This window comes from Alistipes sp. 56_sp_Nov_56_25 (assembly GCF_001915285.1).
GTDB classification, from domain to species: Bacteria; Bacteroidota; Bacteroidia; order Bacteroidales; family Rikenellaceae; genus Alistipes; species Alistipes shahii.
This window is the reverse complement of sequence record NZ_MNQF01000067.1, coordinates 16,522-42,305: the sequence shown is the minus strand read 5'-3', so window position 1 is coordinate 42,305 and position 25,784 is coordinate 16,522. Positions and strand designations below refer to the sequence as shown.

The following is a 25,784-nucleotide window of genomic DNA, read 5'->3' as shown; positions in this document are numbered from 1 at the left end:
CCCTCCGAACCCGAAAACAGAACGCTTTATGAATGGAAGAAAAGCATGGATGGCCGGGCTGGTTGTTTGCCTGTCGTTTTTGTCCGGATGCACCCGGGAGAGGAACGGGGAGGTGGCCGCCAGAATCAGCCTTGAGTACAGTACGCATCGTCAGCTTACCGAGATGCGCGTGCAGGGCCGCGACGCTACGGAGCCCAACCTCTATTATCCCCGTGTCAAGCAACTGAGTGACGGGTCGCTGCTGCTCTGCTTCATGAACGACCACTTCGGTTGGGACATTTATGTCTCGCGGAGCGAAGACGGCGGGCTGAGTTGGAGTGACGCACAGCTTCTGCTGGAAAAGTATTCGACAACCTCCACCGTGGGGGAGGACCTAATGGTCTATGCTAATCCGGACTTCATCGAACTGAACGACGGACGCATCCTATTGGCCTATCAGTGGCGATACAAAAAGGGATACAACGATCTTGCCCATACGAATGAGAATTGCGGCGTGGGGATCATGACCAGCTCCGACGGAGGTCGGAGCTGGTCGAAGGCCCGGTCGGTCTACCGGGGCCGTTGCTGGGAGCCGGCGATGCTTCAACTTCCGAGCGGTGAGATTCAGATGTACATCACCTCCAGCCAGAATGTGGTCAACGGACTCTCCTGTCCGCGAACTGTCGTCATCCGATCGTTCGATGGCGGGGAGACCTGGCAGGGAAAATCCGAGTGCGGCATCGGGGATAATGAGATCATTTCGTATACGAAGGATGACCGCTTCGGCTACGATGGCATGCCGACGGCCGTGTTGCTGCAGGATGGGAGCATCGCCATGAGCATCGAGGTCTGGAGCGGAAAGTATGTTGTGGATCAGACGCCGATGATTGTCCGTACGTCGGCCGAAGAGAACTGGCATTTGGATACGGCCCGTCTGTTGCGGCATGGCGGCCCGGCTTATCCGCAGAAGAAACAGGCCAATAAGGACCTGATCGGGTATGGCCCCTATCTGAGCCGTCTTCCGTCCGGAGAGACCTTGTTGCTTTCCAATGGTTTATACCAGGGCCGACAGTCGAGTTGGCTGTTTGTCGGGGATGTCCGGGCCGACAATTTCGGGTTTGCCACGACGGGCTTTGACGGATATTGGGGTTCCGTGGACTGTCTGGACAACGATCGGGTCCTGATCACCGGAACGGAAAAATATACCGAAGATTCCGTCGTTCGGGGCAAGAGCCATCTCATGACCGGCCGCGTCAACCGGGCTCGGAGCCTCACCCGGGTGGGTGATTCGCTGGTAGGGCCGGAGATGTTTGATGTCGAGAACAACGACTGCTGGTATCTGGGCCGGACGGTTCCGATGAAGGTCTTTTATGATTTCGGCTGTACGGATGAGGCTTTCGTGTTCGATACGTGGGTGTTTACGGATAAATTGACCGCATACAGTGTCGAAAATTCGGATGCTTCCGTAATTTTGTTGTCCAAAGGGGATGACGTCTATAAGTTGGCGGTGAATCCGTCCGGGGATTATGCGTTTTACCGGCTGGATCGGAATTCGTGGCAAGGTCTCCGTTTCGGAACGACGGACGAGATCGCGGTCGCGGGGTCGATCAATGCCGATGCCGACGAGGATTTGGGATTTGCAGCTCGGGTCCGCATTCCCTGGTCCTGGATGGACCGGAAACCGGCGCGTGGCGAAGTGTTGCGAATTCATCCGGCTTTCTGGTACAAGGCCCGTTCGGCGGAGAAACATCCGCGATACTGGGAGGAGTTGCAGGGAGAGAACCCGGAGGATCCGCAAAGCTGGCTTGCTGTGACGGTGGAGTAAAATTGACAAATGGTAGATAGATCCATGAAAAAGAGACTGCTTTTGATGCTTCTGGGGGGGGGCTTGCAGATGGCCTTGGCTCCGGTTTCTGCCCAGACCTGTCGGGAACGCGCCGAATCGCTCGTTTCGAAGATGACGCTGGAGGAGAAGGCTTCGCTCGTATCGGGGCAGGTCGATGGTTTCCATACGGCTGCGATCCCGCGATTGGGTATTCCGTCGATTCGGATGGCCGATGGGCCGCAGGGCGTGCGGAACAAGACGAGGAGTACCTTTTATCCGTGCGGAATCTCGTTGGCGTCGACCTGGAATCCCGATCTGGCTCGGGAAATGGGGCGTGGACTGGCCCTGGATGCCCGGGCCCGGGGCATCGGCATCATGCTGGGTCCGGGGGTCAATATCTACCGTTCGGCGCTCTGCGGGCGTAACTTTGAGTATTACGGCGAGGATCCGGTGCTGGCTTCGGCGATAGCCTGCGGCTATATCGAGGGAATGCAGCAGAACGGAGTCATCGCTACCATCAAGCACTTTGCCGCCAACAATCAGGAGTACCGCCGTCATGCTACCAATTCGGTGGTCGACGAGCGCACGTTGCGCGAATTGTATTTTCCGGTGTTCAAGGATGCCGTGCAAAAAGCCGGTGTGGGAGCCGTGATGACCAGTTACAACCCGTTGAACGGGATTCATTCGGCTGAAAACCGCTGGCTGATTACGGATGTGTTGAGGAAGGAGTGGGGCTTTGACGGTATCGTCATGTCGGACTGGACGTCGACCTATACGACGTTGGGATGCATGGAGAGCGGACTCGATCTGGAGATGCCGAAGGGATATTGGCTGAACTACAAAATGATACGCGAACTCCTGGATCGGGGAATTGTACATGAAAGGCAGTTGGATGAGAAGTGCGTCCATATCCTGTCGACCTTGATCCGGTTCGGATTGCTCGATCGTCCGGCTGTTGATTCCGCGCTCCCGCTGGATAACGAGGAGTGCCGTCGGATCGCTTATGCTACGGCGCTGGAGGGACCTGTGCTGTTGAAGAATGCGGGAGCCCTGCCTTTGGATCGGGCCGCTCTGAAACGGGTGGCGGTTATCGGTCCCAATGCCGATCGGATTCCCTTCGGCGGCGGAAGCGGCGAGGTGACGCCGATAGAAGGTTGCAGCACTACACTGTTTTCCGGGTTGTGTGCTGTCGCGGGGCGAGAGCATGTGGATACGATCCGGTTCGGAGCGGACGGTTCGTTCGATGAAAAGGCCGTGTCGCGGGCTTCGGCAGTTGTGGTGAGTGTCGGCTTTACGAAGGAGACGGAAGGCGAAGGCTTCGACCGGACGTTCTCCCTTCCGGAAGGACAGGATGAGCTGATTCGTCGGGTGGCGGGATTGAATGATCGCGTGGTGGTTGTGGTTAACTCGGGAGGAGAGGTGGCAATGCCCTGGCTGGACGAGGTGGAGGCTGTTGTCATGGCTTGGTATCCCGGGCAGGAGGGCGGCCGGGCTTTGGCGTCGATATTGTCCGGTATGGAGTCGCCGTCGGGACGTCTGCCTGTTACGTTCTGGGGTACTTTGGAAGGGAATCCCGCAGCAGTCTATTACGGGATGCGGAAAAACGAAATCGTTCCGCAGAAACGGGATCCGTTTTGCCATACGGTCTATTACGAAGGTCTTTTTTCGGGATACCGGGCGGCCGGGTCGGCCGGATTTGCTCCGCTGTTTCCGTTTGGATTCGGTCTGACCTATTCGCTGTTTGCCTACTCCGATCTCTCCATACAGCCTGCAGCTGATGGTTACGATGTCTCGTTTTGGGTCCGGAATGTCGGCAAGTGTCGGGCTGCGGATGTGCCTCAGGTCTATGTATCGGAGTGTAATCCTCGAGAACCGCGACCTGCCAAACTCTTGAAAGGGTTTGCGAAGGTTACGTTGTCGGCAGACGAAAAAACTCGCGTCTCTGTCCATTTGGGAAAGGATGCCTTCAGCCATTATGATGTGGCGAGTGGGGAATTCCGGGTATCGCCCGGTGTGTTTGAGGTGATTGTCGGGGCAAATGCCAGGGAGGAATCGTTGAAAACATCGCTGACCATCGAATAAGGATTGTCGGTTGGCTAATCGGTGTGCTGATTTGCCGAACTTGCGAAGTCCGGGTGATTCTATCATCCGGGCTTTTTGTTGGTATAGGTTGGGTGGAAGTTTATTAACTCTTTGTCGAATGATGTTGATTCTAACGACAAAATGAAGGGTGCTGTTTGCTGAAACAGTATATTTTCCCTATTTCATTTACCTCTATATGATGATCCTTTTTCGCAGAGTATGATATTTGCCTCTGAAGGATTGGTAAAATTCTCTTTCTATTGGTTAGCTGATTGTTCGAATTTTGAAAATGCGGACACGATGCGGACACGGAAAACGAAAAACCGCGTCGGACTTTCGTCTGACGCGGTTTCTGGTGCCCAGGACAAGACTCGAACTTGCACGAACGTAATTGTTCACTACCCCCTCAAAGTAGCGTGTCTACCAATTTCACCACCTGGGCATTGCTCTCCCGAATCAACTTTCGGGAGTGCAAATATAGGCACTATTTTGCGATTCGCAAAATTTTTGCGGAAAAAACGACAAAATTTGCATGGGGACCGCCCGGGTCGTTCTGCGGCGGTCCCGGAATGCTTTATTTGAGCGTCATCTCCTTGAGCAGGTAGCCCGCTCCGCCGACACGGTCCACAACGAACAGCACGTAGCGGATGTCCACGGCGATGTTGCGGCAGATCGCAGGGTCGAAGGCGATGTCGCTCATCGTCGAACGCCACGTGCGGTCGAAATTGATGCCGATGAGTTCGCCCCCGGCGTTCAGCACCGGCGATCCCGAATTGCCGCCCGTGGTGTGGTTCGTCGCCAGGAAGCAGACCGGCACGGTCCTGCGGCCGTCGATCACCGTGCCCCAGCGGCCGTAGTTCTTCGATGCGTAGAGGTCGCGCAGCGACTGCGGAATGTCGTAGTCGTAAATTTCGGGATTGTCCTTGGCGATGATGCCGTCGAGCGTCGTCTGCGGTTTGTGGTATTCGCCGTCGGCGTACTCGTATCCGGCCACGGAGCCGTAGGCCACGCGGAGCGTCAGGTTGGCGTCGGGATAGAAGGCCCGCTCGCGGTCCCATTCGCGCAGCCCTTTTATATAAGTAGTATAAAGTTCGTTGAGGATTTTGCTGTTGAGGTTGCGCAGCGACTTGGTTCCCAGCATCCACGAGATGTGGTCGAGCATGCGTTTGGTCTCCTCGCGCAGTCTGACTGCGGGTTGCATGGCCACGCTGTCGGAGCCTTCCCATACGGCCTCGAAAAGGGCGTCGGCGTAGGCTTCCGGCGATTTGTAACGGGCCATGCCTTCGGCGTAGGAGGGCGTGCGGTAAACCTTCGGGCAACGGCCGTATTCGCGGAACGCATGGCGCCAGAGCGCCTGCTCGGCGAACTTGCGCCGGGCGAAGCACTCTTCGGACCGTTCTTCGGGGGTGTAGGCTGCCGGCAGCGTCGAGAGCGTTTCGCGCGTGATTTCGTAAGCGAAATAGGCGTCCATGATCCGGTCGTACTCGGCGCGCAGGCCCATCACTACGCCGGCGTATTCGGGACGTCCCACGGACCACAGTCCGAACTGCGTCTCGTAATCGAATTTCGCTGCGACGGTTCCGCGGCGGTCGATGCCCAGCGCTTCGCCCTGCCATTTTTTCCAGGCGTTGGCGATCGAGGCGTGCTTGGCGGCGTAGTGGATGCGCAGCGCGGGGTCGGACTCCTGCGCTTTGGTGATGATGTCGAGACGGCCCGTGCGGACGGCGATCTTGGCCGGGTCGGAACGCTCGGCGATGTAGGCCACGGCGTCGGAGAGGATGTACTCCTGCGTGTTGCCCGGGAAACCGTAGATCATCGTGAAATCGCCCTCTTTAACCCCTTTCGTGGATATGCTGAAGTGTTTTTTCGGACGGTAGGGGACGTTCTGGGGCGAGTAGGCCGCCGGACGGTTGTCCTTCGAAGCGTAGACGCGGAACATCGAGAAATCGCCCGTGTGGCGGGGCCAGATCCAGTTGTCGGTGTCGCCGCCGAACTTGCCGATCGACGAGGGCGGCGCGGCCACCAGGCGCACGTCGTCGAACTGCTCGTAGACGAACAGGAACTGCTGGTTGCCGTAGTACATCTGTTCGACCGAGGCTTTGTAGCCCGTGCCTTCGGCCTTGGCTTTTTCGACGATCTGCGCGGCCGTCTCGCCCGCGGCGATCCGGTCGGTCACCTCCTCCATGCGGACGAGGAAGCGGACCCAGAGTTTTTCGTTGGGCAGCTCCTCGGCCCGCGACATGGCCCAGAAACCGTTGGTCAGGTAGTCGTGCTCGACGGTCGAATGTTTTTGGATGGCGTCGTAGCCGCAGTGGTGGTTGGTGAGCAGCAGGCCTTCAGGCGAAATGAGTTCGCCCGTACAGCCGCCGTTGAAGAGTACGACGGCGTCTTTCATCGAGGCCTTGTTGATCGAGTAGATGTCTTCGGCCGTGAGGCGGAAGCCTTTTGCACGCATGTCGTCGATGCGTTCGGAGATCAGGCTCGGGAGCCACATGCCCTCGTCGGCCAGCGCAGGCAGGAGGGCAAGGGCGGCGAGCAGGGTCAGCAGGGTGCGTTTCATGGATTCAAAAATTTATCTAATTCGGTGTATACTTTCTGGACGGGAAGTCCCATGACGTTGTAGAACGAGCCTTCGATGCACTCGATGGCGGCGTAGCCGATCCACTCCTGAATGCCGTATGCCCCGGCCTTGTCGAAGGGTTGGAAGGTGTCGACATAGTAGGCGATCTCCTCGTCGGTGAGCGTGCGGAACCAGACATAGGTCAGCGAAGTGAAGTGGGTCATCCGCGCGGCGGAGCGCAGGGTGACGCCGGTTGTGACCAGATGATGCGCGCCCGACAGGATTTTCAGCATGCGGCGGGCGTCGTCACGGTCGCGGGGTTTGCCCAGAATCTCCCCTCCGTGCCATGTCGTACCCTCGGCCGTCATCCGGAATTCGCCGCCGGCCAGCACGACGGTGTCGGCCGTGAGCAGGATGTCGTTTTCGAGCAACGGAACCGGATAGGCTTCGCTTTTGAGCGTCGAGAGGTACTCCGAAACGCCGATAAGCGGAAGGTCGTCGGGATAGGTCTCCTCGCAGTCGAATTTTTCGGCCAGCTCGTAGGGCAACCCGCAGCCGGTCATCAGCTCCCGTCGCCGTGGCGACTGCGACGCCAGCAGCAGGCGGTAGGGTTTGAGTTTGTCGTTGAGCAGCATGTATAAAGGTGAAAGGTGAAAAGTTAAAGGTGAAAGGTTTTAGGAGCGGTTCTGCATTTTTTTCGATTTCGGAACAATCGTTTTTCTAGGTTCATCTGATGTCGAAATTTAACAGTTCGCGTCCTTCGAGCGCAGCGCGCAGCGTGTCGCCGGGGCGGACGGGGCCCACGCCGGCTGGCGTTCCGGTGTAGAGCAGGTCGCCCATGCGCAGGGTCATGTACCGCGACACCGTGGCGATGATTCGGTCGACCGTGAAGAGCATCTCCGCCGTGTCGCCTCTCTGGCGGCGCTCCCCGTTCACGTCGAGCGTGAAGTGCAGCCGCTGCACGTCGCCGCCCAGCTCCTGCAAGGAGACGAATTCCGGCGAGATCGCCGCCGAGCGGTCGAAAGCCTTGCAGCTCTCCCACGGAAGCCCCTCGGCGATGGCCCGCCGCTGGAGGTCGCGGGCCGTGAAGTCGATGCCCAGTCCCACCTCGTCGTAATAACGGTGGGCGAAACGCTCGGCGATGGCCTTGCCCACGCGGTTGATCCGCACCACCAGTTCGCATTCGTAGTGCACCTCCTGCGAGAACGACGGGATGTAAAACGGGTCGTTGTTGCGCAGCAGCGCCGTGTCGGGCTTGAGGAAGAACATCGGTTCCTCGGGGAGTTTCCCGCTGTCGTTGAGCTGTTCGTGCAACTCGGCGGCATGTTCGGCGTAGTTGCGGCCTATGCAGATGATTTTCATGCTCTCTCCTTATTTATTGTGGTCGTAGCGCTGTGCCCGGACCACCATCCAGATCACGTAAACCGGCAGGTAGACAGCGAGGATTATGGAAAAAGCCTCCTGTTGGCCGGTCAGTTCGAGTATTGTTGTAAATAAAATCAATAAACCTCCGATTATCACCAGGTGTCGTCGCATGAACGACGAAAGACCGTCGATGTCGACGTTTTTGCGTTTCTCCTTCGGCAGGGTGTTGTAACCCGAGATCAGCATCGGGAACCGTTTGACCAGCAGGCCGCATACGATTACAAATGCTCCGGCGAGCAGAGGAGCGAGCGGGTCGTTCATCGGAAGCTATTTTATTTTCTGTGCGTGTAGTTCTGCGACCATCCGTGCCGCAAACCGTTCGCTGGCTCCCGGGCCTCCGATGATCGTTTTCAGTTCACCGAAGTCGGCGAGCATCTTTCCGCGCTTGCTGCCGCCGTGCAGGATCGCCCGCAGCTCGCGTTCGGCGCGGTCGACCGAGAAATCCGACTGGATGATCTCGGCGACGGCCTCGCGCCCCAGGTTCAGGTTCACGAGCGACACCCAGGGGACCTTCAGCACGTAGGGCCGCAGCCAGACCTGCCACCACACCGTGCGGTAGACCACCACTTCGGGAATGCCCAGCAGGGCCGTTTCGAGCGTCGCCGTGCCCGACGTCACCACGGCCGCCTCGGCCGCCGCAAGCGTCTCGTAGGTCTGGTCGCAGACGTAGCGGATGTCGCTTCCGGCTGTGTATTGTTCGTAAAGCGCCCGGTCGAGCCATGCGACGCCCGCCACCACGAACTGGCGCTCGGGGAATTTTCGCGACAGCGCGGCCATTAGCGGCAGGTTGTCGCGGATCTCGTTCCGGCGGCTGCCGGCCAGCAGGGCGACGATCGGGCGTTGGTCGAGGGAGTTGCGGCGGCGGAACTCCTCGGGCGTCGGGAGCGTCGTCCGCCGGGCCTCGATGGCGTCGACGAGCGGGTTGCCCTCGAAAACGGGCGTGATGCCGTGTTTCGGGAAATAGGTGCGCTCGAAGGGGAAGATGATGAAGAGCCGGTCGACGTATCTGCGGATCGCCTTCACCCGCCATTCGCGCCACGCCCAGACCTTCGGGGCGATGTAATAGAAGGTGCGGATGCCGTGCTCTTTGGCCCAGCGGGCCATCTTCATGTTGAATCCCGGATAGTCCACCAGAATCAGCACGTCGGGGGCGAACTCCGCCACGTCGGCCTGACACTCCCGCATCTGCCGCCGGATGGTCCCGAGGTTCTTCAGCACCTGCACGATGCCGAAGAACGAGGTCTCCCGGTAGTGTTTGCGCAGGTTCTCCGCGCCGCCCGCCGCGGCCATGCAGTCCCCGCCCCAGAAGCGGAATTCCGCCCCGGGATCGGCTTTTTGCAGCCCTCGGATCAGGTTTGCGCCGTGCAGGTCGCCCGAAGGCTCCCCGGCGATGAGGTAGTATTTCATCTTTTCGATTTTATAGGGCGCCTTTTGCCCTGCCTCGTCCTTCGCAAAAGGGAAATACACTGGTATGTCCCTTCTGCGTCGGCCTTCGTTATGTCAAAATCCGCTCCTCTAAAATCAAAAAGTGCGGGAGCGTAAGGGGGCTGCTATTCGTTGAGCAGGTCGGGGCGCAGGCGCTTCGTGCGCTCGTAAGCCTCGTCGTCCTGCCATTTGGCGATCTGGGCGAAGTTGCCCGACAATAGCACGTCGGGGACCCGCCAGCCGCGGAACTCCGCCGGCCGCGTGTAGACCGGGGGAGCCAGCAGGTTGTCCTGGAACGAGTCCGTGAGGGCCGACGCCTCGTCGCCGATGGCCCCGGGGATGATCCGCACGACCGAGTCGGCGATGATGCAGGCCGCCAGCTCGCCGCCCGTCAGCACGTAGTCGCCGATCGAGATCTCGCGCGTTACGAGGTGCTCGCGGATGCGGTGGTCGATACCCTTGTAATGGCCGCAGAGGATGATGATGTTTTCCAGTGTCGAGAGGCGGTTGGCCTCGTGCTGGTCGTAGCGGATGCCGTCGGGCGAGGTGTAGATGATTTCGTCGTACGGCCGTTCCGACTGGAGCTTTTCGACCAGTTCGAAGACCGGTTCGCACTTCATAACCATTCCCGCCTCGCCGCCGAACGGATAGTCGTCGGTGGTCTTGCGGCGGTCGTGGGCATAGTCGTGCAGGTTGTGGACGACGATTTCGACCAGCCCTTTGTCCTGCGCCCGCTTGAGAATCGACTCGTTGAGCGGCGAGGTCAGGAGTTCGGGAACCGAGGTGATGATGTCAATGCGCATGGCGATTCATAATTCAAAAAGTAATCAAGTTGTTATTCTGCTCTGATTCTGGTTCCCGACCGCCGTATTCGTCGTCTTCGACGCCGTTTGCAAGTCTGACCCCATCCCAAACCCTTCCCTCGGGGAAGGGCTTGGTGCCGCTGTGCGGCAAAATCGGAGCTTCCGACCCTCGGAGCAAAATATAATTACCATTCATAGTCAGTTTCCGGGGCGGAAGATGATGTCTTTCGACGAGTCGTCCGTCAGCGGGATCTCCCGTCCGCGGTCGAGCGTGTAACCCGTGTAGCCCAATTCGGTGAAGAGCGCGACGATCTGCGGGCGGTTTTCGCCGCCCGTTTCGATCAGCACCGTGGGGCGGTGACGCTCCAGCAGGGGGCGCATTTCCCGCATCACGATGACCTCGTAACCCTCGATGTCGCATTTGATGAAGTCGAGGCGCTCCAGTTTGCCGAACAGTTCGCTGCCGCGGCGCATCTGGGCCGTGAACTCCACGTCGGCTCGGCCGCCGGCGTCGTTTACGAAGTTCTGCCCCGTGCCGAAGTAGCCCGTCTCGCGCGCCGAGTCGTTGGCCATCACGATGGGTTTCGACTCCGTGCCCAGGGCGTAGGGAAGTATTTCGGTGTTGGCGCAGCGGCGGAGGTTGCGGCTCAGCACCTTGCGGATCGGGGCCACCGGTTCCACGGCGTAGACCTTGCCCGCGGGGCCTGCGAGGCGGGAGATCGTGCGGGCGTAGTAGCCGAGGTTGGCGCCGATGTCGATGCATGTGTCGCCCGCGCGGACCAGCTTCGGCAGGTGGTAGACGTACTCCGTGGCAGGGGCCTCGCGTCCGATGCCCAGCCGCTGCCAGAGGAAGAACAGCCGGCTCACGGCGCGCAGGTAGCCTTCTAACGGCAGGGTGCGGTAGAGAATCTTATGGATGAATTTCCCCAATTTCAATTTTTAATTTTTAGTTCCGGTAGTTGACCTCCTCGTTCAGCACCTCGACGATGAAGGGGTTGTAGAGCGTTTCGTGGCCGATCGTCGATTCGGGACCGTGGCCGGGATAGATGTGCACCTCCTCGCCCAGCGGAATCAGCGAGTCGAGGATCGAGCGCATGATCCACGAATAGTCGCCGCCCGGCAGGTCGGTGCGGCCGATCGACTCGCGGAAAAGCGTGTCGCCCGTGAAGAGCGATTTCGAGTCCGGCTCGTACAGCGCCACATGGCCGGGGGTGTGGCCGGGGGTGCGGATCACGCGCAGGGCGGTGTTGCCGAAACGCACTTCGGACAGGGTGTCCAGGTCGAGGTTCGCCGCGGGCATCGCGCCGATCTTCACGCCGAAGACCGAACCGCTCGTCGCTGCGTTGTCCAGCAGGAACCGGTCCTTCGACGAGAGGGCGAAGGGGATGCCGTAGCGCTGTTTGAGGTGCTCGACGCCCAGCGTGTGGTCGAAATGGCCGTGGGTGTTGACCGCCATGACGGGTTTCAGCCCGTGCTCGGCGATGAAGTTGTCCAGCGCGGCGTCCTCGCGCGGGTTGCTGTTTCCGGCGTCGATGACGATGCACGCTTTGGTGTCGTCCCAGACGACGTAGGTGTTTTCCTGTATCGGATTGAATTGCAGGCAGGCGATTTTCATAATGATGGCTGTTTTAATGCAGTCGGTTTTGCAAAGATAGTGTTTTTTACGGGATTTTACCTATCTTTATGACCCAAAACGACCTGATTCCATGAAACGATTTTTTGCGCTTTTCGCGGCTCTGACCCTGTTCTGCACGGGGATTTCGGCCCAGACGGCCGCCTGCCGGACCGAAACCGGCATTGCCTACCGCGACGCGGCGGGCGACGGCTATGTCGATTCGCTTTGCCGGCTGGACATTTGCTGGCCGGCGGATAGGAAGGGATTTCCGACCGTCGTGTGGTTCCACGGCGGGGGCCTGACCGGCGGGCGGCGCGAGATTCCGAAAGCGTTGTGCGGCAAAGGATTCGCCGTGGTGGGCGTGGATTACCGCCTCGCTCCGCGCGTGAAGGTCGCCGACTGCGTGGCGGATGCCGCCGCTGCGGCCGCTTGGGTGGTGAAAAACATTGCTTCCTACGGCGGCGACCCGCGGCTGATCTTCATCGCCGGACATTCGGCGGGCGGTTACCTGACTTTGATGATCGGGCTGGACAAACGCTGGATGGCGCCCTACGGCATCGACCCCGACACGGCGTTCGCGGCGCTGATCCCTTACAGCGGGCAGGTCGTGACCCATTTCGCGCGACGCCGCGAAATGGGGATTCCCGATACGCAGGTGGTCGTGGACGACATGGCGCCGCTGAACTACATACGTCCCGACTGCCCGCCGATCCTGATCCTCTCGGGCGACCGCGGGCGGGAGATGCTGGGCCGCTACGAGGAGAACGCCTATTTCTGGCGCATGATGCAGGTGGCGGGGCATCCCGACGTCGAGATCCGGGAATTCGACGGGTTCGACCACGGCAACATGCCCCAGGCGGGCCATTACGTCGCGGTGCGCTACATCCGCGACTTTGTGAAAAAACTGGAAAGATAATTGCGGGCCGGACCCGTAAACGGAATGACGATGAACGGATGGATGAAACTGGCGGCCGCGCTTTTCGCCGCGGCGTCGTTTGCGGGGTGTTCGCTGCTGAAGGTGGCCGTGGCCACGGGCGACCCTCTGTCGAAGGAGCAGATGAACGTGCGGACCATGACGCGCGGCTTTTACTACGACATGGCTGGCGAGGTGGCCCGTGCGGCCGACTCGATCGTCGCTGCGTCGCCCGACGTGAATGTGCGCGTAGCGGCCGTGCGGTGGAAGATCCGCGCCACGCGCGCCGGGGTGACCGCCGCCATGCAGGGCATTCCCGACGTGGCGCTAGCCGACCTGTGGATTCTGTGCCGCCGCATGAACGAGGGTTTCGTCCAGGCGCCCGATTCGCTGCTGTTCGGTCTTCAGAGCGACATCGCCCGCGACGCCGCCCTGCGGCTCGACCGCCGGGCCGGAAGGCTCGCCCGGCAGGTGCTTCCGGACGACCGCTATGCGCTGATGGAGCGGTTCGTTACGGACTACGTGCGCGACAACCCCGCCTCCGAGGGCGACGAGACCGACAACACGACCCTCGCGTGGCTGGAATACCTCCGGGCGGCCGGCGTCGAACAGGATTACGCCACCGGCTCGATCGCCGAGGTGCTGGCCGACGTCAACGACCGGCTGAGCGGCCAGACCCAGCAGGTGACCAACAGCGTGAGCTGGTCGAAGGACATCTTCGAGATGCGGCTCCGGCAGGACAGCCTGCGCCTGCAGGTCGGGGCGCAGCTCGATTCGCTGGAACGCAGTTTCAACCGTATCGTGGTCGTCGCCGAGCACCTGCCCGAGATTTCGGACAAGGTGCTGGAGGAGCTGAACCGGCAGGCCACGCAGCTCATCTGGACGATGAACGCTTCGGTGGACAACGCTTTCGCCGACTTCGACCGCCAGCGCGGCGAGTTGCAGCAATACGTTACGCGTGAGCGCGAGGCGTTGGTCGAACAGTTGCGGGCGACGGGCGACGAACTGGTCCGGACGACGCTCGACGCCGTGCCGGGGCTTGTCGGCAAAATCCTGCTCTACCTTGTGCTGGCGCTTGCGGTGCTGATCGGCGGGCCTTTCGCGCTGGGCTTCTGGCTGGGCGGCGTGCGGGCGAAGTACCGAATTAAAAATGAAAAATTGAAAATGAAAAATTAAGCGTTGACGGTTCCGTATGATGGCTCCGATACGTTTTGCGGGGAAATAATTTTGAATTATGAATTTTGAATTATGAATTGTTTTTAACTTTGCACGCAAAGTTAAAAACCGATGGCAAGAAAAAAAGCGAACTATCCCCTCGTCGAGGGGCTTGAAATAACGACCCTCGCGGCCGAGGGCAAGGCCATGGGCCGCTGGAACGACGTGGTGGTCTTCGTTCCGCTGACCGTTCCGGGCGACGTGGTCGACGTGCAGATCCGCTCCAAACGCCGCCGCTTCATGGAGGGCTTCGTGGTCCGCTATGTGAAGAAATCGCCCCTGCGGGCCGAGGCGTTCTGCGAGCATTTCGGCGTCTGCGGCGGCTGCAAGTGGCAGAACCTGCCCTACGGGGAGCAGCTGCGCTTCAAGACCGATCAGGTCCGCGACCAGCTGACGCGCATCGGCAAGATCGAGCTGCCGGAGATCGCGCCCTGCCTCGGCTCGGCCGAGACGCAGTTCTACCGCAACAAACTCGAATTCACCTTCGCCGACCGCCGCTGGCTGACGCGCGAGGAGATCGAGTCGGCGGGCGACATCGGCGACGCGCCGGCCGTGGGATTCCACATCCCGGGGATGTTCGACAAGGTGCTGGACATCCGCAAATGCTGGTTGCAGCCCGACCCGTCGAACGGCATCCGCATGGAGGCCAAGCGGTTCTGCGTGGAGAACGGCTACACGTTCCACAACGCCCGTTCGCACGAGGGGCTGATGCGCAACATGATCGTCCGCACGGCCTCGACGGGCGAGGTGATGGTGATCGTGGTCTTCAACAGCGACGACCGGCCCCGCATCACGGCCCTGATGGACCATCTGGCGGCCAAATTCCCGGAGATCACCTCCCTGTTCTATATCGTCAATACGAAGTTCAACGACTCGGTGGGCGACCTCGACCCGGTCTGCTACCGCGGCAAGGACCATATCATCGAGGAGATGGAGGGACTGCGCTTCAAGGTGGGACCCAAGTCGTTCTACCAGACCAATTCCGCGCAGGCCTACGAACTTTATAAGGTGGCCCGCGACTTTGCCGACCTCCGGCCGGGCGACGTGCTTTACGACCTCTACACCGGGACGGGAACCATCGCCAACTTCTGCGCCGCGCGTTGCGCCCGGGTGGTGGGCGTGGAGTACGTCCCCGAAGCCATCGCCGACGCCAAGGTCAATTCGGAATTGAACGGCATCGAAAATACGGTCTTTTACGCCGGGGACATGAAGGCGGTGCTCGACGACGGATTCGTCGCCGCGAACGGCCGTCCCGACGTGATCATCCTCGACCCGCCGCGCGCGGGCGTCGACGAACCGGTGATCGAAGTCATCCTGCGCGCCGCGCCCGAACGGATCGTCTATGTGAGCTGCAACCCCGCCACGCAGGCCCGCGACCTCCAGCTGATGGACGCCGCCTACCGCGTCGAGGCCGTGCAGCCCGTCGACATGTTTCCCCACACGCACCATGTGGAGAACGTCGTGAAGCTCGTGCGGCGGTAAACGGCGCGTCCGCGCGGGACGCAACCTGAACTGCAACCTGAACCACAGACCGATGATACGAATTTTTCTGACTGCATCGTTCGCCCTGATGTTCGTCGGGGCGGTCGCCCAGTCGCCGACCATCCGCACGCAGCGGAATGAGAATAACTCCGTGGATTTTATCCTGGAGAATAAGACGCGTCCGGGGATGTTGACTGTTTTTCTGACGCTCCGGGATTTGCAGAACTGTAACACCGCTTCGGGGACCTTCAGATACGAGACCCGCTATACCGGGACGCGGCTGCTGTCTCTCCGTCCCGCCGACGATACCCGGGGCGTGAGGTACGGTTATTCATACCGCTTTTTTTTAGGCCCTGTCGATAAGGAACCCGATACCGCGTTTGTCTACCGCATGCCCACCACTGTTCGCTGGCCGGTGCGTGTGTCGCGCGGCGTGAGCGTTTACGACCGTTTCCGGAAAGAAAAGAAAGGGGCTTTGGGGTTGCATTTCGAAATGGAAAAGGGCGACACGGTCTATGCGATGCGGCGCGGCACGGTCGTGGAGGTCGGCATTCCCGAACGGGAACCCGATGCCCCGGCGGTGAGTTTTACCTCCGAAAGCCCCGATTTGCTGGTCGAGCAGCCCGATGGCACGCTGGCCTGGTATATCTGCCTCGACGGCGACAATGTGCTGGTCGAGGTCGGGGACGAAGTGCTGCCCGGAACGCCGCTGGCGCTGGCGGGAAGCTATGACGGCGAGCGATACAAAGTTTCCGTGCAGACCTTCTGGTGGGAGAGTAATCCGGACCCGAAGGAGCGGGAGCGAAAACCTTTCATCCGCAAGCATTTCTTTCCGCGGTTCGTTACGGAGGAGGGTGTCGTGTGCGTTGAAAAGGGTGTTTACCGACCCGTTGAAACCGAGGAATTGGTAATCCGCGAGATGAACAGGAAGGAGCTCAAGAAACACCGCGGAGGCAAAAAGCGATAGGGAGTTGTTCAAGGCCTGATTTCGCATCGGGGATGCAGTATTTTCGTTTTTCGGCGTTTTACTGGATACAAAGGGATGGAAACCGGCCCGGCTGAAAACAGTTCCGCGCGACGCCCGGCTTGCATAATCTTTGTAATAGGTTATTTAAAAACGAAAAGGCAATGAAACGACTGATTTTATTGGCGGCGGTGGCGTTTTTCGCCCTCCCCGCGGCAGCGCAGATGCAGGAGGCGTTCCCCAGCTACATTCAGGTCAACGGACGTGCCGAAAAGGAGATCGCGCCCGACGAATTCTACTTGCAGATCATCATCAACGAGCGCGACTCGAAGGGCAAGATTTCGGTCGAAAGCCAGCAGCGCGATATGATCGCCGCGCTCAAACGTGCCGGGGTCGATGTCGAGAAACAGCTCAAGATGGCCAACCTGTCGAGCGAGTTCTTCAAGAAAAACACCTCGGTGGCCACGGCCAAATACCAGTTGCAGCTGGGTTCCTCGGCGATGGTCGCCAAGGTGTGGCAGGCGTTGGACGGACTGGGCATCTCGAACGTCTCGATCCTGAAGGTCTCGCACTCGAAAATCGAACAGTATAAGGCCGAAGTGCGCGTCGAGGCGATGCAGAACGCCCGCCAGAGCGCCGCGACGCTGGCCGAAGCCATCGGGCAGAAGATCGGCAAATGCTTCTACATCTACGATTCGAACAACAACGTGATGCCTGTTTTTTACGACAACATGGCCGTGATGCGCAGCGCCAAGGCGATGGGCGTCGCCGAGGACGCCGCTGCGGACGAACCGCTCGATTTCAAGACCATCAAGTTGCAGTACAACGTGCAGGCGAAGTTCGTGCTCGAATAGGACGGTTTCCGATTCTCTCGGGAGTCTTTCACCTCGCCTTGTCCGGGCTGAACGGGAAATGCACTTGTGTGTCCCGTCCGGCCCGGACTTCGTTAAGGCGAAATTCCCTTCGCGATAGTCGCAGACGGCTCGCGGCGTCCGTCCGCCTCGTTCTTTGCGAGGTGCGGAACCCTCCGGCCTGCGGACCCGGCCGGCCGGTCCCGGCGTCCAGTCCCCGTTCGTCGGCCGGAAGGTCTTGAAAATAAAACAATTCATCCGGGTTGAAAGCAAAGAGACTGAAAAAGTGCGATTCAGTAAGCGATTTCTGAAAATTTTAGTATCTTTGTAGTTCACCCCTGTAAAAAAGGAGGAGTTATGGAAAAGCAGTTTTGTTTCGATTATGAACATTACGCGGCGCTGTCGGAGCTTTCCGAAGCCGACCGCAGGCTGGTCGCCGAGGCCGAACGGGCCACGGCCAATGCGCATGCGCCCTACTCGAATTTCCACGTAGGCGCCGCCGCGCGTCTGCGCAGCGGGAAAATACTCTACGGCAGCAACTTCGAAAGCGAGGTCTATCCCGCGGGACTCTGCGCCGAGCGGTCGCTGATGTTCTACGCCCAGGCCAATTATGCCGACGATCCGATCGAGACGATGGCCATTGCCTCGAACCCCTCGGAGCGCGAATGCTATCCCTGCGGCCAGTGCCGGCAGGTGATGGTCGACGTCGAGCGTCGTCAGGGTTCCCCGATGCGGGTGCTGATGAGCGGCCACGGTACGGTGACGGCGGTCGATTCGGCCTCCAAACTGCTGCCTTTCACCTTTATTCTGTAATTTCCGACGATGTTCAACCCGGACGACATTCTCTACGAAGACAACCACCTGCTGATCGTCAACAAACGCTGCGGCGATCTGGTGCAGCCCGACCCGTCGGGCGAGAGCGCCCTCGAGGACCAGATCAAGGCCTTCATCAAACGGCGCGACGCCAAACCCGGCGAGGTGTTCCTCGGCGTGGTGCACCGCATCGACCGCCCGGTGAGCGGAGCCGTCGTTTTCGCCAAGACGTCGAAGGCGCTCGTCCGTCTGAACGAGATGATCCGCGAAGGCCGCATCCATAAGGTCTACTGGGCGCTGACCGAAGCCACACCCGATCCCGAGAGCGGCGAACTGCGCCATTATATCCTGCGCGACGGCAGGACCAACCGTTCGCGGGCCTGCGACGCCCCGAAGGGCGACGCCAAGGAGGCGCGCCTGCGTTACGCGACGCTCGGGGCGGGGACGAACTACACGCTGGTCGAGGTCGAACTGCTCACGGGGCGTCACCACCAGATCCGCGCCCAGCTCTCGAAGGTCGGGTGTCCGATCCGCGGCGACCTGAAATACGGCGCCCGGCGCTCCCTGCCCGGGGGCGGCATCTCGCTCCACTCGCGCCGTGTCGAATTCGAGCATCCGGTGCGTCGCGAGCCGCTCTCGGTCACGGCTCCCGTGCCTGCGGGCGACAACCTGTGGGCCTATTTCGAAAACCTCTGAATATCCCTGCCATGCGATTGCTCATTCAGCGTGTAAAACACGCTTCCGTCGCTATCGGCGGCGATGTCCGCTCCCGGATCGGGGCGGGACTGCTGGTGCTGCTCGGCGTCGGGTGCGACGACACCGACGAGGACATCGAGTACCTCGCCGGAAAACTCGTGCGCCTGCGTATCTTCGACGATGAAGCCGGGGTGATGAACCTCGACGTGGTGCAGACAGGCGGCGAAATTCTGGTCGTGAGCCAGTTCACGTTGCAGGCCTCGACCCGCAAGGGCAACCGGCCGAGTTATATCAAGGCGGCCCCCGAAGCCGTTTCTCGCCCGCTTTACGAACGGTTTACGGCCCGGGTCGCCGAGCTGCTCGGCCGCGGGGTCGCCACGGGCGAATTCGGCGCCGACATGCAGGTCGAGCTGGTCAACGACGGGCCGGTGACGATCTGGATGGATTCAAAAAACAAGGAATAACATATTTATATCAAAATGAAGAAAATTTTTGCATTTCTGCTTCTGGGCCTTACCGTGGCCTTCGCCTCCTGCGGGGATGAAAAGACGGAGACCGGAACGGACTGGTTCCTGACGCCTGTGGCCGAGGTCAACGGCACGACGGTCGGGTTGAGCTGCCAGACTCGTTTCGGCGAGGGCGTGCTCGAAAACACGAGCGTGGGTTTTTCCTATGCTGCCGTTGTCGACAATAAAATCGGCGCGTTTGCCGATGTGGCGGGTTCCGCGGTTGACGGCACCGGCATTGCCGCCACGCTGACCGGGCTTCAGCCCGAAACGAGCTACGTGGTTTTCGCCTATGCCGGCCTGTCGACCGGACGGGTTCAGAGCGCAGGGGCGGTCTTCAAAACCGGACAGGACGACATGCCCGACCCCGATCCCGAACGGCCCGCTTTCGGAACTCCTGCGGCGTCGGGCGTGACCAAGACCGAGGCGACGCTGAGCTGTACGTTCAATTTCGAAGATACGGCCGACTACGACGTCTATTTCCGGTATAAGCCGGCTTCGTCGGGCAGCTATGACCGGGTAAACGTTCCGACGGGAACGGGAACCAAGACGGCGGCCCTGACCGGCCTGACACCCGGCACGACCTATGAATTCGCGCTCTGCGCCGACTGGGACGGGCAGACCTACACCAGCGCCGCGGCGACCTTCACCACCTCGTCGGACGGCGGTGGCGGAAATACGGGTTCGGCCAAGTATTCGGGCTGGCCCGAACTGGTTCCGGAGGACAAGTCGAACAGCGACTATCATTATGCTTATCACCTTTGCCCGGACTATCCGGCGACCGGTACGAAGGCGCGTAATTTCTCGACCTGTTACAGCAAATCGTACCGCTGTCCGGTCTGGGTGGCTGCCCCACTACATGACTGCTATACAGGCGATGTGAAGCGGACAGACGCTTACCGGAATGACCCGGACATCAATTGTACGCAAGCGGGTCACTGGAGCGGCTACACGCGTGGTCACATGCTTGGCTCAAACGAGCGGCGCGTGACGAAGAACGTTAACCGTGACGTTTTCTATTATTCGAATATCGGTCCGCAGCTTCAGACTTATTTCAATACCGGCGGCGGTCAGTGGAATACGGCTGAAGACTGGGTCGACAAGCAATGGCGTGGCTTGGCGGATACTTGCTATCAGGTGGTGGGAACCTATTGGGAGAATACCTCCAAGGTTGTGGATGGTACGACCATTCCGACGCATTACTACATCGTGCTGCTCAAAGCCAAGAAAAGCGCTGGTAATAAGTGGGTGGTAAATTGTTCGCAGGGGGAACTTCAATCCATTGCCATCATGGTTCGGCATAAGACCTACGCTAAAAACGAGGTGGTTAAGGCTGTTGATTTTCAGTCGAAGGGGGTGTTTAAGACTGTTGCGGAGATCGAACGCCTCACGGGGCATACGTTCTTCCCTAATGTGCCCAACGTTCCGAAGGATACCTACAATCCGGGCGACTGGAATTTTTAGGCGGAGATGACTTACCCGTGGGGCGATACGAGGCGGTTCAACTCCTATGCGGGGTACTTCCGCCGTCTGTTCGGCTGCCGGGTGCAGAAACTTTCCGTCGATGCGGGCTTCACCTGCCCCAACCGCGACGGGACGATCGGAGAGGGAGGGTGTACGTTCTGTAACAACGGAGCGTTCACCCCTTCTTATTGCATGCCCTCGAAGAGCGTCGGGCAGCAGATCGCCGAGGGGATCGAATTCCACCGCAACCGCTACCGTTCGGCGCAGCGCTACCTGGTCTATTTCCAGGCTTTTTCCAACACCTACGCCCCGCTGGAGCGGCTGAAGAGGCTTTACGATGAGGCCCTCGCGCATCCCGGCGTGGCGGGAATCGTCGTCGGCACGCGCCCCGACTGCGTCGACGAGCGCAAGCTCGATTACTTCGCCGGGCTGGCCCGGGATCGGTATGTCGCCCTCGAATACGGCATCGAATCGACCTTCGACGCCACGCTCCGGGCCGTCAACCGGGGCCACGACTTCGCGTGCGCCCGCCGCGCCGTCGAGATGACCGCCGCGAGGGGCCTGCACGTCGGCGCGCACTTCATCCTCGGACTTCCCGGCGAGACCGACGCGATGCTGCTCGACCAGGTGGAGCGGATCAACGCCCTGCCGCTCACGACCGTGAAGTTCCACCAGCTGCAGGTTTTCCGCGCGACGCCGATGGCCGCCGAGTACGACGCCGCACCGGAGCGTTTCCGCTTCTGGGAGCCGGAGGAGTACATCGACCTGTTCGTCGAAATCCTCCGCCGGCTGCGTCCCGGCGTGGTCGTCGAACGTTTCGCCTCGGAGGCTCCGCCGCGCTACCATTACGGCCGCAACTGGGGCCTCGTGCGCAACGAGCAGCTGCTCGCGATGCTCGAAAAAAGATTGGAGGAACGCAATGTATACCAAGGCGAAATTTTTACTACCTTTGCCGCAGACAAACTTCGGCAGAGGTAGGCTGCGCCTCGGCAGAACGCGGGTGGACCCGGCTCTGCGTCCGGCCTGCGCCGCCTTTGCGGAGGCAAACCCCGAATAAACCCCTTCGTTATGAAACCCATCAATCCCGACATCGTGCTCAAACCCGTCAAGGAGTATGTTCTGATGGCTGTCGGCATGCTGATGTACTCTTTCGGCTGGATCGGCTGCATACTCCCGGCCGGCGGCGTCGGCGGCGGCGCCGCAGGTCTGTCGCTCGTGCTGTGCAATGCGCTCTCGACGGCGGGAATCGACCTGCAGATCGGTACGATGGTTTTCATCATCAATGCCGTCCTGCTGCTGGTCGCCGGATTTATCGTGGGGTGGAATTTCGGTCTCAAGACCATCTTCTGCGTGGTGATCATCTCCTTGGGCATGAACTTCTGGCAGGAGGTGCTTCCCGATGGCAACTTCCTCGGGGTCGACAACCTGCTGGCCATCGTCATGGGCGGTATTCTGGCCGGCGCCGGCATCGCGCTCTGCTTCTCGCAGGGCGGCTCGACGGGCGGCACGGACATCGTGGCCATGATCATCAACAAGTACCGCACGGTCAGCTACGGCAAAATCCTCATCTACTCCGATTTCGTCATCATCGGTTCGGCCCTGCTGGTGGGCATGGGCATCAGCGCCGTGATTTACGGCTACGTGATGACGGCCGTCGTGGGTTATACGGTCGATATGATCATGGCCGGAAACCAGCAGTCGAGCCAGGTCTTCATCGTCACGCACGACTACGAGAAAATGGCCCAGGCGATCGTCGACAACGTCCACCGCGGGGTGACGCTCATCGACTCGCAGGGGTGGTATTCGAAAAAGGAGTCCAAAATCGTCATGGTGGTCTGCCGCAAGCGGGAGACCTCGATGATCCTCAAATTCGTCAAGACCATCGACCCCGAGGCCTTTATGACCGTCGGATCGGTCATGGGCGTCTACGGGAAGGGATTCCAGACAATCGGGAAGGGCTGATGCAGCTCTACGCCGACATAGTTCTTCCGCTGGCGCAGCCCGTCTACACGTTTGCCGTGCCCGGAGGCACGGACGTCGCGGCCGGGCAGGCCGTGGCGGTGCAGTTCGGCGCACGCAAATTCTATACGGGCATCGTGTGGCGGGTCCACGACCGCCGGCCCGATTTCAAAACCGTCAAACCGATCCAGCGCGTGCTCTACGATGCGCCTCTGCTCTCGGCGCAGCAGATGTCGCTGTGGGAGTGGATCGCCTCGTACTACATGTGTTCCCTGGGGGAGGTGATGCGCGTGGCGCTGCCTGCGCTGATGAAACCTTCGGGCGACACGGAGGAGGAGTTCTCCGGCGACGAGTTCCGTCCCCGCACCGAGTGTTACGTGTCGCTGGCTGCGGAACTCCGCGACGAGGGGCGTTTTCACGAAGTCTGCGAGAAGATCGAACGGCGCGCCCCGAAGCAGTACGAGGCGCTGCTCGAGCTGGCTGCGGCCGGCGACGAGACGCGCATCGCGACGGGCGAGGTGGCCCGCCGCCTGCTCCGGGCCGATTATGCCGTGCTGCACGCCCTCGAGCGCAAGAAATACATCGTCTGCACCCAGCGCGAACGTTCGGTCGAGCGCGGCGAGTCGGCCTTCCGCCTTCCGGAGCTGACGGCGCACCAGCTGACGGCGCTGAACGCCCTGCGCGAACAGTTCGCCGCCGGGAAAACCACCGCTCTTTTGCAGGGCGTCACCGGTTCGGGCAAGACCGAGATTTACATCCACCTGATCGCCGAGGTGCTCTCCCGGGGCGGCGATGTTTTGCTGCTGGTGCCCGAAATCGCCCTTACGGCGCAGCTGATCGAGCGCATGGAGCGCATCTTCGGCAGCCGCGTCACTCCGTACCATTCCAAACTCACCAACCGCCGCCGCACGGAGACCTACCTGCGGCTGAACCGCTCCGACGGGGGCGAGTTCGTGGTCGGCGTGCGGTCGTCGGTCTTCCTGCCGCTGAAGCATTTGCAGCTGATCGTCGTCGACGAGGAGCACGACGCCAGCTACAAGCAGACGGAGCCTGCGCCGCGCTACAACGCCCGCGACTGCGCCGTGGTGATGGCGCGCCTGACGGGGGGCCGGACGCTGCTGGGCAGCGCCACGCCGTCGCTCGAAACGTGGCTCAACGCCGCGTCGGGCAAATACGGGCGCGCGGAGCTGACTGAGCGTTACGGCGACGCCCGCCCGCCCGAAATCCTCGTTTCCGACACCCTGCGCGCCGCCAGGCGCGGCGAGCGCAAGGCCCATTTCAACAAACTCCTGCTGGACCGGATCGGCGAGACCCTCGACCGGGGCGGGCAGGTGATGCTGTTTCAGAACCGCCGCGGGTTTTCGCCCTACGTCGCGTGTTCCGAGTGCGGCTGGACGGCCCGCTGCCCCCACTGCAACGTGACGCTGACCTACCACAAGGGCGGGCGGAAACTCGTCTGCCACTACTGCGGCCATACGGAGGACGTGCCGGCGAAGTGCCCTTCGTGCAAGGTCACCGATGTGCTCCCGATGGGCTTCGGGACCGAGAAGGTCGAGGAGGAGATTTCCCGGATTTTCCCCGAAGCGCGGGTTGCCCGTTTGGACCGGGACAGCGTGACCTCCGAAAAGGCGTTCAGCGCCATCATCGCCGATTTCGAGGCCCGCCGGACCGATATTCTGGTCGGCACGCAGATGATCACCAAGGGTTTCGACTTCGCGGGGGTGTCGCTCGTCGGCATCCTCAATGCCGACAACCTGCTGAACAACCCCGATTTCCGGGCCGCCGAACGGGCTTTCCAGCTGATGATGCAGGTGGCGGGCCGCGCCGGACGGCGCGACGACGGGGGCGAGGTGGTGATCCAGACCTCCGAACCGGGGCATCCCGTGATCCGGCAGGTCGCGGCGGGCGATTTCGAGGGGATGGCCCGCGCACAGCTCGCCGAGCGCAAAGCCTTTTTCTATCCGCCCTATGCGCGGCTCACGTCGCTCACGCTGCGCCACCGCGACCCTTCGGTGCTCCGAAACGGGGTCATGGACCTCGCCGCACGCCTGCGCACCCGTTTCGGCCGCCGTCTGCTGGGGCCGATGACCCCGCCCGTCGACCGCATCCGCGGCGAATACCTCGTGGGCCTTCTGCTGAAAATCGAGAGCGGCGCCTCTTCGGCCCGCGCCCGCGAACTGCTCACGGCCGAGCTGAAAACCTTTGCCGGAAACCCGGCGTTCAAGTCGATCACCGTCATCGTCAATGTCGATCCTCAATGATCTCGTCCGCGATGTCGCGTCGCTGCTGTTCCCGCCCCGCTGCGCCGTCTGCGGGGAGCCGCTTGCGCGCGGCGAACGCACGGTCTGCACCTTGTGCCGCGCCACGGCGCCGCTGACGGGCTACTGGCGCGAGGCCGACAACCCCGTGGTGCGCCGATGCTGGGGCATGGTCCCCGTCTGTCAGGCTTCGGGCTTTCTGTTCTTCGTCCGCGCGAGCGGCTGGCGGCGGCTGATCCACGGCTTCAAGTACCGCGGGGCGTGGCGCACGGCCCGGGAGATGGGCGCGTGGTACGGGCGGTATCTGCGTGAAAGCGGACTCTACGACGACGTGGAGGTGGTCGTTCCGCTGCCGCTGCACCCCTTTAAGCGTTGCCGGAGGGGGTATAACCAGTCGGAATACATCGCCGAGGGGATCGCCGCGCAGTTGGGCGTGGAGGTCGACCGCCGCAGCGTCAGCCGGGTGCGCAACACCGCCAGCCAGGCCCTCAAGCCCCGCCGCGAGCGGGCCGGCAACGTCGAAGACGCCTTTGCGGTGTGCCGTCCCGAACGGCTCGCCGGGCGGCACGTCCTGCTGGTCGACGACGTGATGACCACCGGCTCGACGCTGCTTTCGTGCGCCTCGGCGATCCTGCGCGATGCGCCCGGCTGCCGCATCAGCATCGCCGCCCTCGCCGTCTCGCAGCGCGAACTGGGCGTGAAGGAGTAGGCGGCGATTCGAAAACTTATCAACAGGACGTTATTCCGGCCGCAGGCCGTGAACCCCTTCCGCGAAAGGGGTTTGGGGCAGGACAGGCCCCGAAACGCGGCGGCCCGCCGGGGACCGGCATCCGGTCCGTTCCGGCATTCGGTGGCGGAAGCTGTGTTATAAACATAGTTTTCGACAAACCGGGGTTCCGCCCGGTTTTGATTTCTCCCCGCTTATGCTTACTTTTGACCTTTGAAAGAA

The 25,784-nt window shown here is 60.9% G+C and carries 23 protein-coding genes and 1 tRNA gene; 15 read left to right on the top strand and 9 right to left on the bottom strand.

Annotated features, from left to right (window positions below):
- Positions 1-28: 28 nt before the first annotated feature.
- Both BHV64_RS13120 and BHV64_RS13115 read left to right on the top strand, forming a co-directional pair.
- The gene (locus BHV64_RS13120) at positions 29-1,804 is read left to right on the top strand and encodes a sialidase family protein (protein WP_147513254.1); all 1,776 of its coding nucleotides are present in this window, start codon (positions 29-31) and stop codon (positions 1,802-1,804) included.
- 24 nt (positions 1,805-1,828) lie between these two features.
- Complete coding sequence (locus BHV64_RS13115; RefSeq protein WP_195635922.1) at positions 1,829-3,886, top strand: beta-glucosidase family protein; 2,058 nt, start codon at positions 1,829-1,831, stop codon at positions 3,884-3,886.
- A gap of 353 nt (positions 3,887-4,239) precedes the next feature.
- Here BHV64_RS13115 and BHV64_RS13110 read toward each other — a convergent pair.
- The 9 genes from BHV64_RS13110 to BHV64_RS13070 all read right to left on the bottom strand — a co-directional run bounded on the left by BHV64_RS13110 (position 4,240) and on the right by BHV64_RS13070 (position 11,714).
- Positions 4,240-4,328 (bottom strand) — tRNA-Leu (locus BHV64_RS13110).
- Positions 4,329-4,460: 132 nt separating this feature from the next.
- A complete protein-coding gene (locus tag BHV64_RS13105) occupies positions 4,461-6,446 on the bottom strand; it encodes a S46 family peptidase (protein WP_015546972.1) in 1,986 nt (661 codons plus the stop codon).
- Positions 6,443-7,081: a Maf family protein gene (locus BHV64_RS13100; protein WP_015546973.1), complete on the bottom strand. Its 639-nt coding sequence runs from the start codon at positions 7,079-7,081 to the stop codon at positions 6,443-6,445. Before BHV64_RS13100 ends, BHV64_RS13105 begins: the two co-directional genes overlap by 4 nt.
- A gap of 91 nt (positions 7,082-7,172) precedes the next feature.
- Positions 7,173-7,808, bottom strand: a complete 636-nt coding sequence (locus BHV64_RS13095; RefSeq protein ID WP_015546974.1) for a fumarylacetoacetate hydrolase family protein — start codon at positions 7,806-7,808, stop codon at positions 7,173-7,175.
- 9 nt (positions 7,809-7,817) lie between these two features.
- A complete protein-coding gene (locus BHV64_RS13090) occupies positions 7,818-8,132 on the bottom strand; it encodes a DUF3784 domain-containing protein (protein WP_015546975.1) in 315 nt (104 codons plus the stop codon).
- Between the two features lie 6 nt (positions 8,133-8,138).
- Positions 8,139-9,278, bottom strand: coding sequence for a lipid-A-disaccharide synthase (lpxB, locus tag BHV64_RS13085; RefSeq protein ID WP_147619522.1), 1,140 nt, complete (start codon positions 9,276-9,278; stop codon positions 8,139-8,141).
- Between the two features lie 143 nt (positions 9,279-9,421).
- Positions 9,422-10,099, bottom strand: a complete 678-nt coding sequence (gene trmD, locus BHV64_RS13080) for a tRNA (guanosine(37)-N1)-methyltransferase TrmD (RefSeq protein WP_147619521.1) — start codon at positions 10,097-10,099, stop codon at positions 9,422-9,424.
- Between the two features lie 198 nt (positions 10,100-10,297).
- A complete protein-coding gene (locus BHV64_RS13075; RefSeq protein ID WP_022061701.1) occupies positions 10,298-11,029 on the bottom strand; it encodes an FkbM family methyltransferase in 732 nt (243 codons plus the stop codon).
- 16 nt (positions 11,030-11,045) lie between these two features.
- Complete coding sequence (locus tag BHV64_RS13070) at positions 11,046-11,714, bottom strand: MBL fold metallo-hydrolase (protein WP_217726968.1); 669 nt, start codon at positions 11,712-11,714, stop codon at positions 11,046-11,048.
- A gap of 91 nt (positions 11,715-11,805) precedes the next feature.
- Between BHV64_RS13070 and BHV64_RS13065 the strand changes: the two genes are divergently transcribed.
- The 13 genes from BHV64_RS13065 (at position 11,806) to BHV64_RS13005 (ending at position 25,544) form a co-directional block, all read left to right on the top strand.
- Positions 11,806-12,630 (top strand): alpha/beta hydrolase, encoded by an 825-nt coding sequence (locus tag BHV64_RS13065; protein ID WP_217726970.1) that lies wholly within the window; start codon positions 11,806-11,808, stop codon positions 12,628-12,630.
- 30 nt (positions 12,631-12,660) lie between these two features.
- Positions 12,661-13,803: a hypothetical protein gene (locus tag BHV64_RS13060; RefSeq protein ID WP_217726971.1), complete on the top strand. Its 1,143-nt coding sequence runs from the start codon at positions 12,661-12,663 to the stop codon at positions 13,801-13,803.
- A gap of 111 nt (positions 13,804-13,914) precedes the next feature.
- Positions 13,915-15,324, top strand: a complete 1,410-nt coding sequence (rlmD, locus tag BHV64_RS13055) for a 23S rRNA (uracil(1939)-C(5))-methyltransferase RlmD (RefSeq protein ID WP_138265779.1) — start codon at positions 13,915-13,917, stop codon at positions 15,322-15,324.
- A 52-nt stretch (positions 15,325-15,376) separates the two neighbouring features.
- Positions 15,377-16,291: a M23 family metallopeptidase gene (locus BHV64_RS13050; protein ID WP_288116212.1), complete on the top strand. Its 915-nt coding sequence runs from the start codon at positions 15,377-15,379 to the stop codon at positions 16,289-16,291.
- A gap of 161 nt (positions 16,292-16,452) precedes the next feature.
- Positions 16,453-17,142 carry an SIMPL domain-containing protein gene (locus BHV64_RS13045; protein WP_022061696.1) on the top strand — a complete coding sequence of 230 codons (690 nt, stop codon included), beginning with the start codon at positions 16,453-16,455 and terminating at the stop codon, positions 17,140-17,142.
- Between the two features lie 354 nt (positions 17,143-17,496).
- Entirely contained in the window at positions 17,497-17,952 is a 456-nt protein-coding gene (locus BHV64_RS13040) for a cytidine deaminase (RefSeq protein WP_015546982.1), read from the top strand.
- A gap of 9 nt (positions 17,953-17,961) precedes the next feature.
- The gene (locus BHV64_RS13035; protein ID WP_147619512.1) at positions 17,962-18,648 is read left to right on the top strand and encodes an RluA family pseudouridine synthase; all 687 of its coding nucleotides are present in this window, start codon (positions 17,962-17,964) and stop codon (positions 18,646-18,648) included.
- An 11-nt stretch (positions 18,649-18,659) separates the two neighbouring features.
- On the top strand, positions 18,660-19,112 hold the full coding sequence (dtd, locus tag BHV64_RS13030; protein ID WP_147619510.1) for a D-aminoacyl-tRNA deacylase: 453 nt from the start codon (positions 18,660-18,662) through the stop codon (positions 19,110-19,112).
- A 15-nt stretch (positions 19,113-19,127) separates the two neighbouring features.
- Positions 19,128-20,618 (top strand): DNA/RNA non-specific endonuclease, encoded by a 1,491-nt coding sequence (locus tag BHV64_RS13025; RefSeq protein ID WP_217726975.1) that lies wholly within the window; start codon positions 19,128-19,130, stop codon positions 20,616-20,618.
- Positions 20,619-20,624: 6 nt separating this feature from the next.
- Positions 20,625-21,596, top strand: coding sequence for a TIGR01212 family radical SAM protein (locus tag BHV64_RS13020; protein ID WP_015546985.1), 972 nt, complete (start codon positions 20,625-20,627; stop codon positions 21,594-21,596).
- A gap of 90 nt (positions 21,597-21,686) precedes the next feature.
- Positions 21,687-22,580, top strand: a complete 894-nt coding sequence (locus tag BHV64_RS13015) for a YitT family protein (RefSeq protein ID WP_015546986.1) — start codon at positions 21,687-21,689, stop codon at positions 22,578-22,580.
- Positions 22,580-24,838 carry a replication restart helicase PriA gene (gene priA / locus BHV64_RS13010; protein WP_288116208.1) on the top strand — a complete coding sequence of 753 codons (2,259 nt, stop codon included), beginning with the start codon at positions 22,580-22,582 and terminating at the stop codon, positions 24,836-24,838. Before BHV64_RS13015 ends, priA begins: the two co-directional genes overlap by 1 nt.
- On the top strand, positions 24,822-25,544 hold the full coding sequence (locus tag BHV64_RS13005) for a ComF family protein (protein WP_195579283.1): 723 nt from the start codon (positions 24,822-24,824) through the stop codon (positions 25,542-25,544). The genes priA and BHV64_RS13005 overlap by 17 nt, the downstream gene beginning before the upstream one ends.
- Positions 25,545-25,784: the final 240 nt, after the last annotated feature.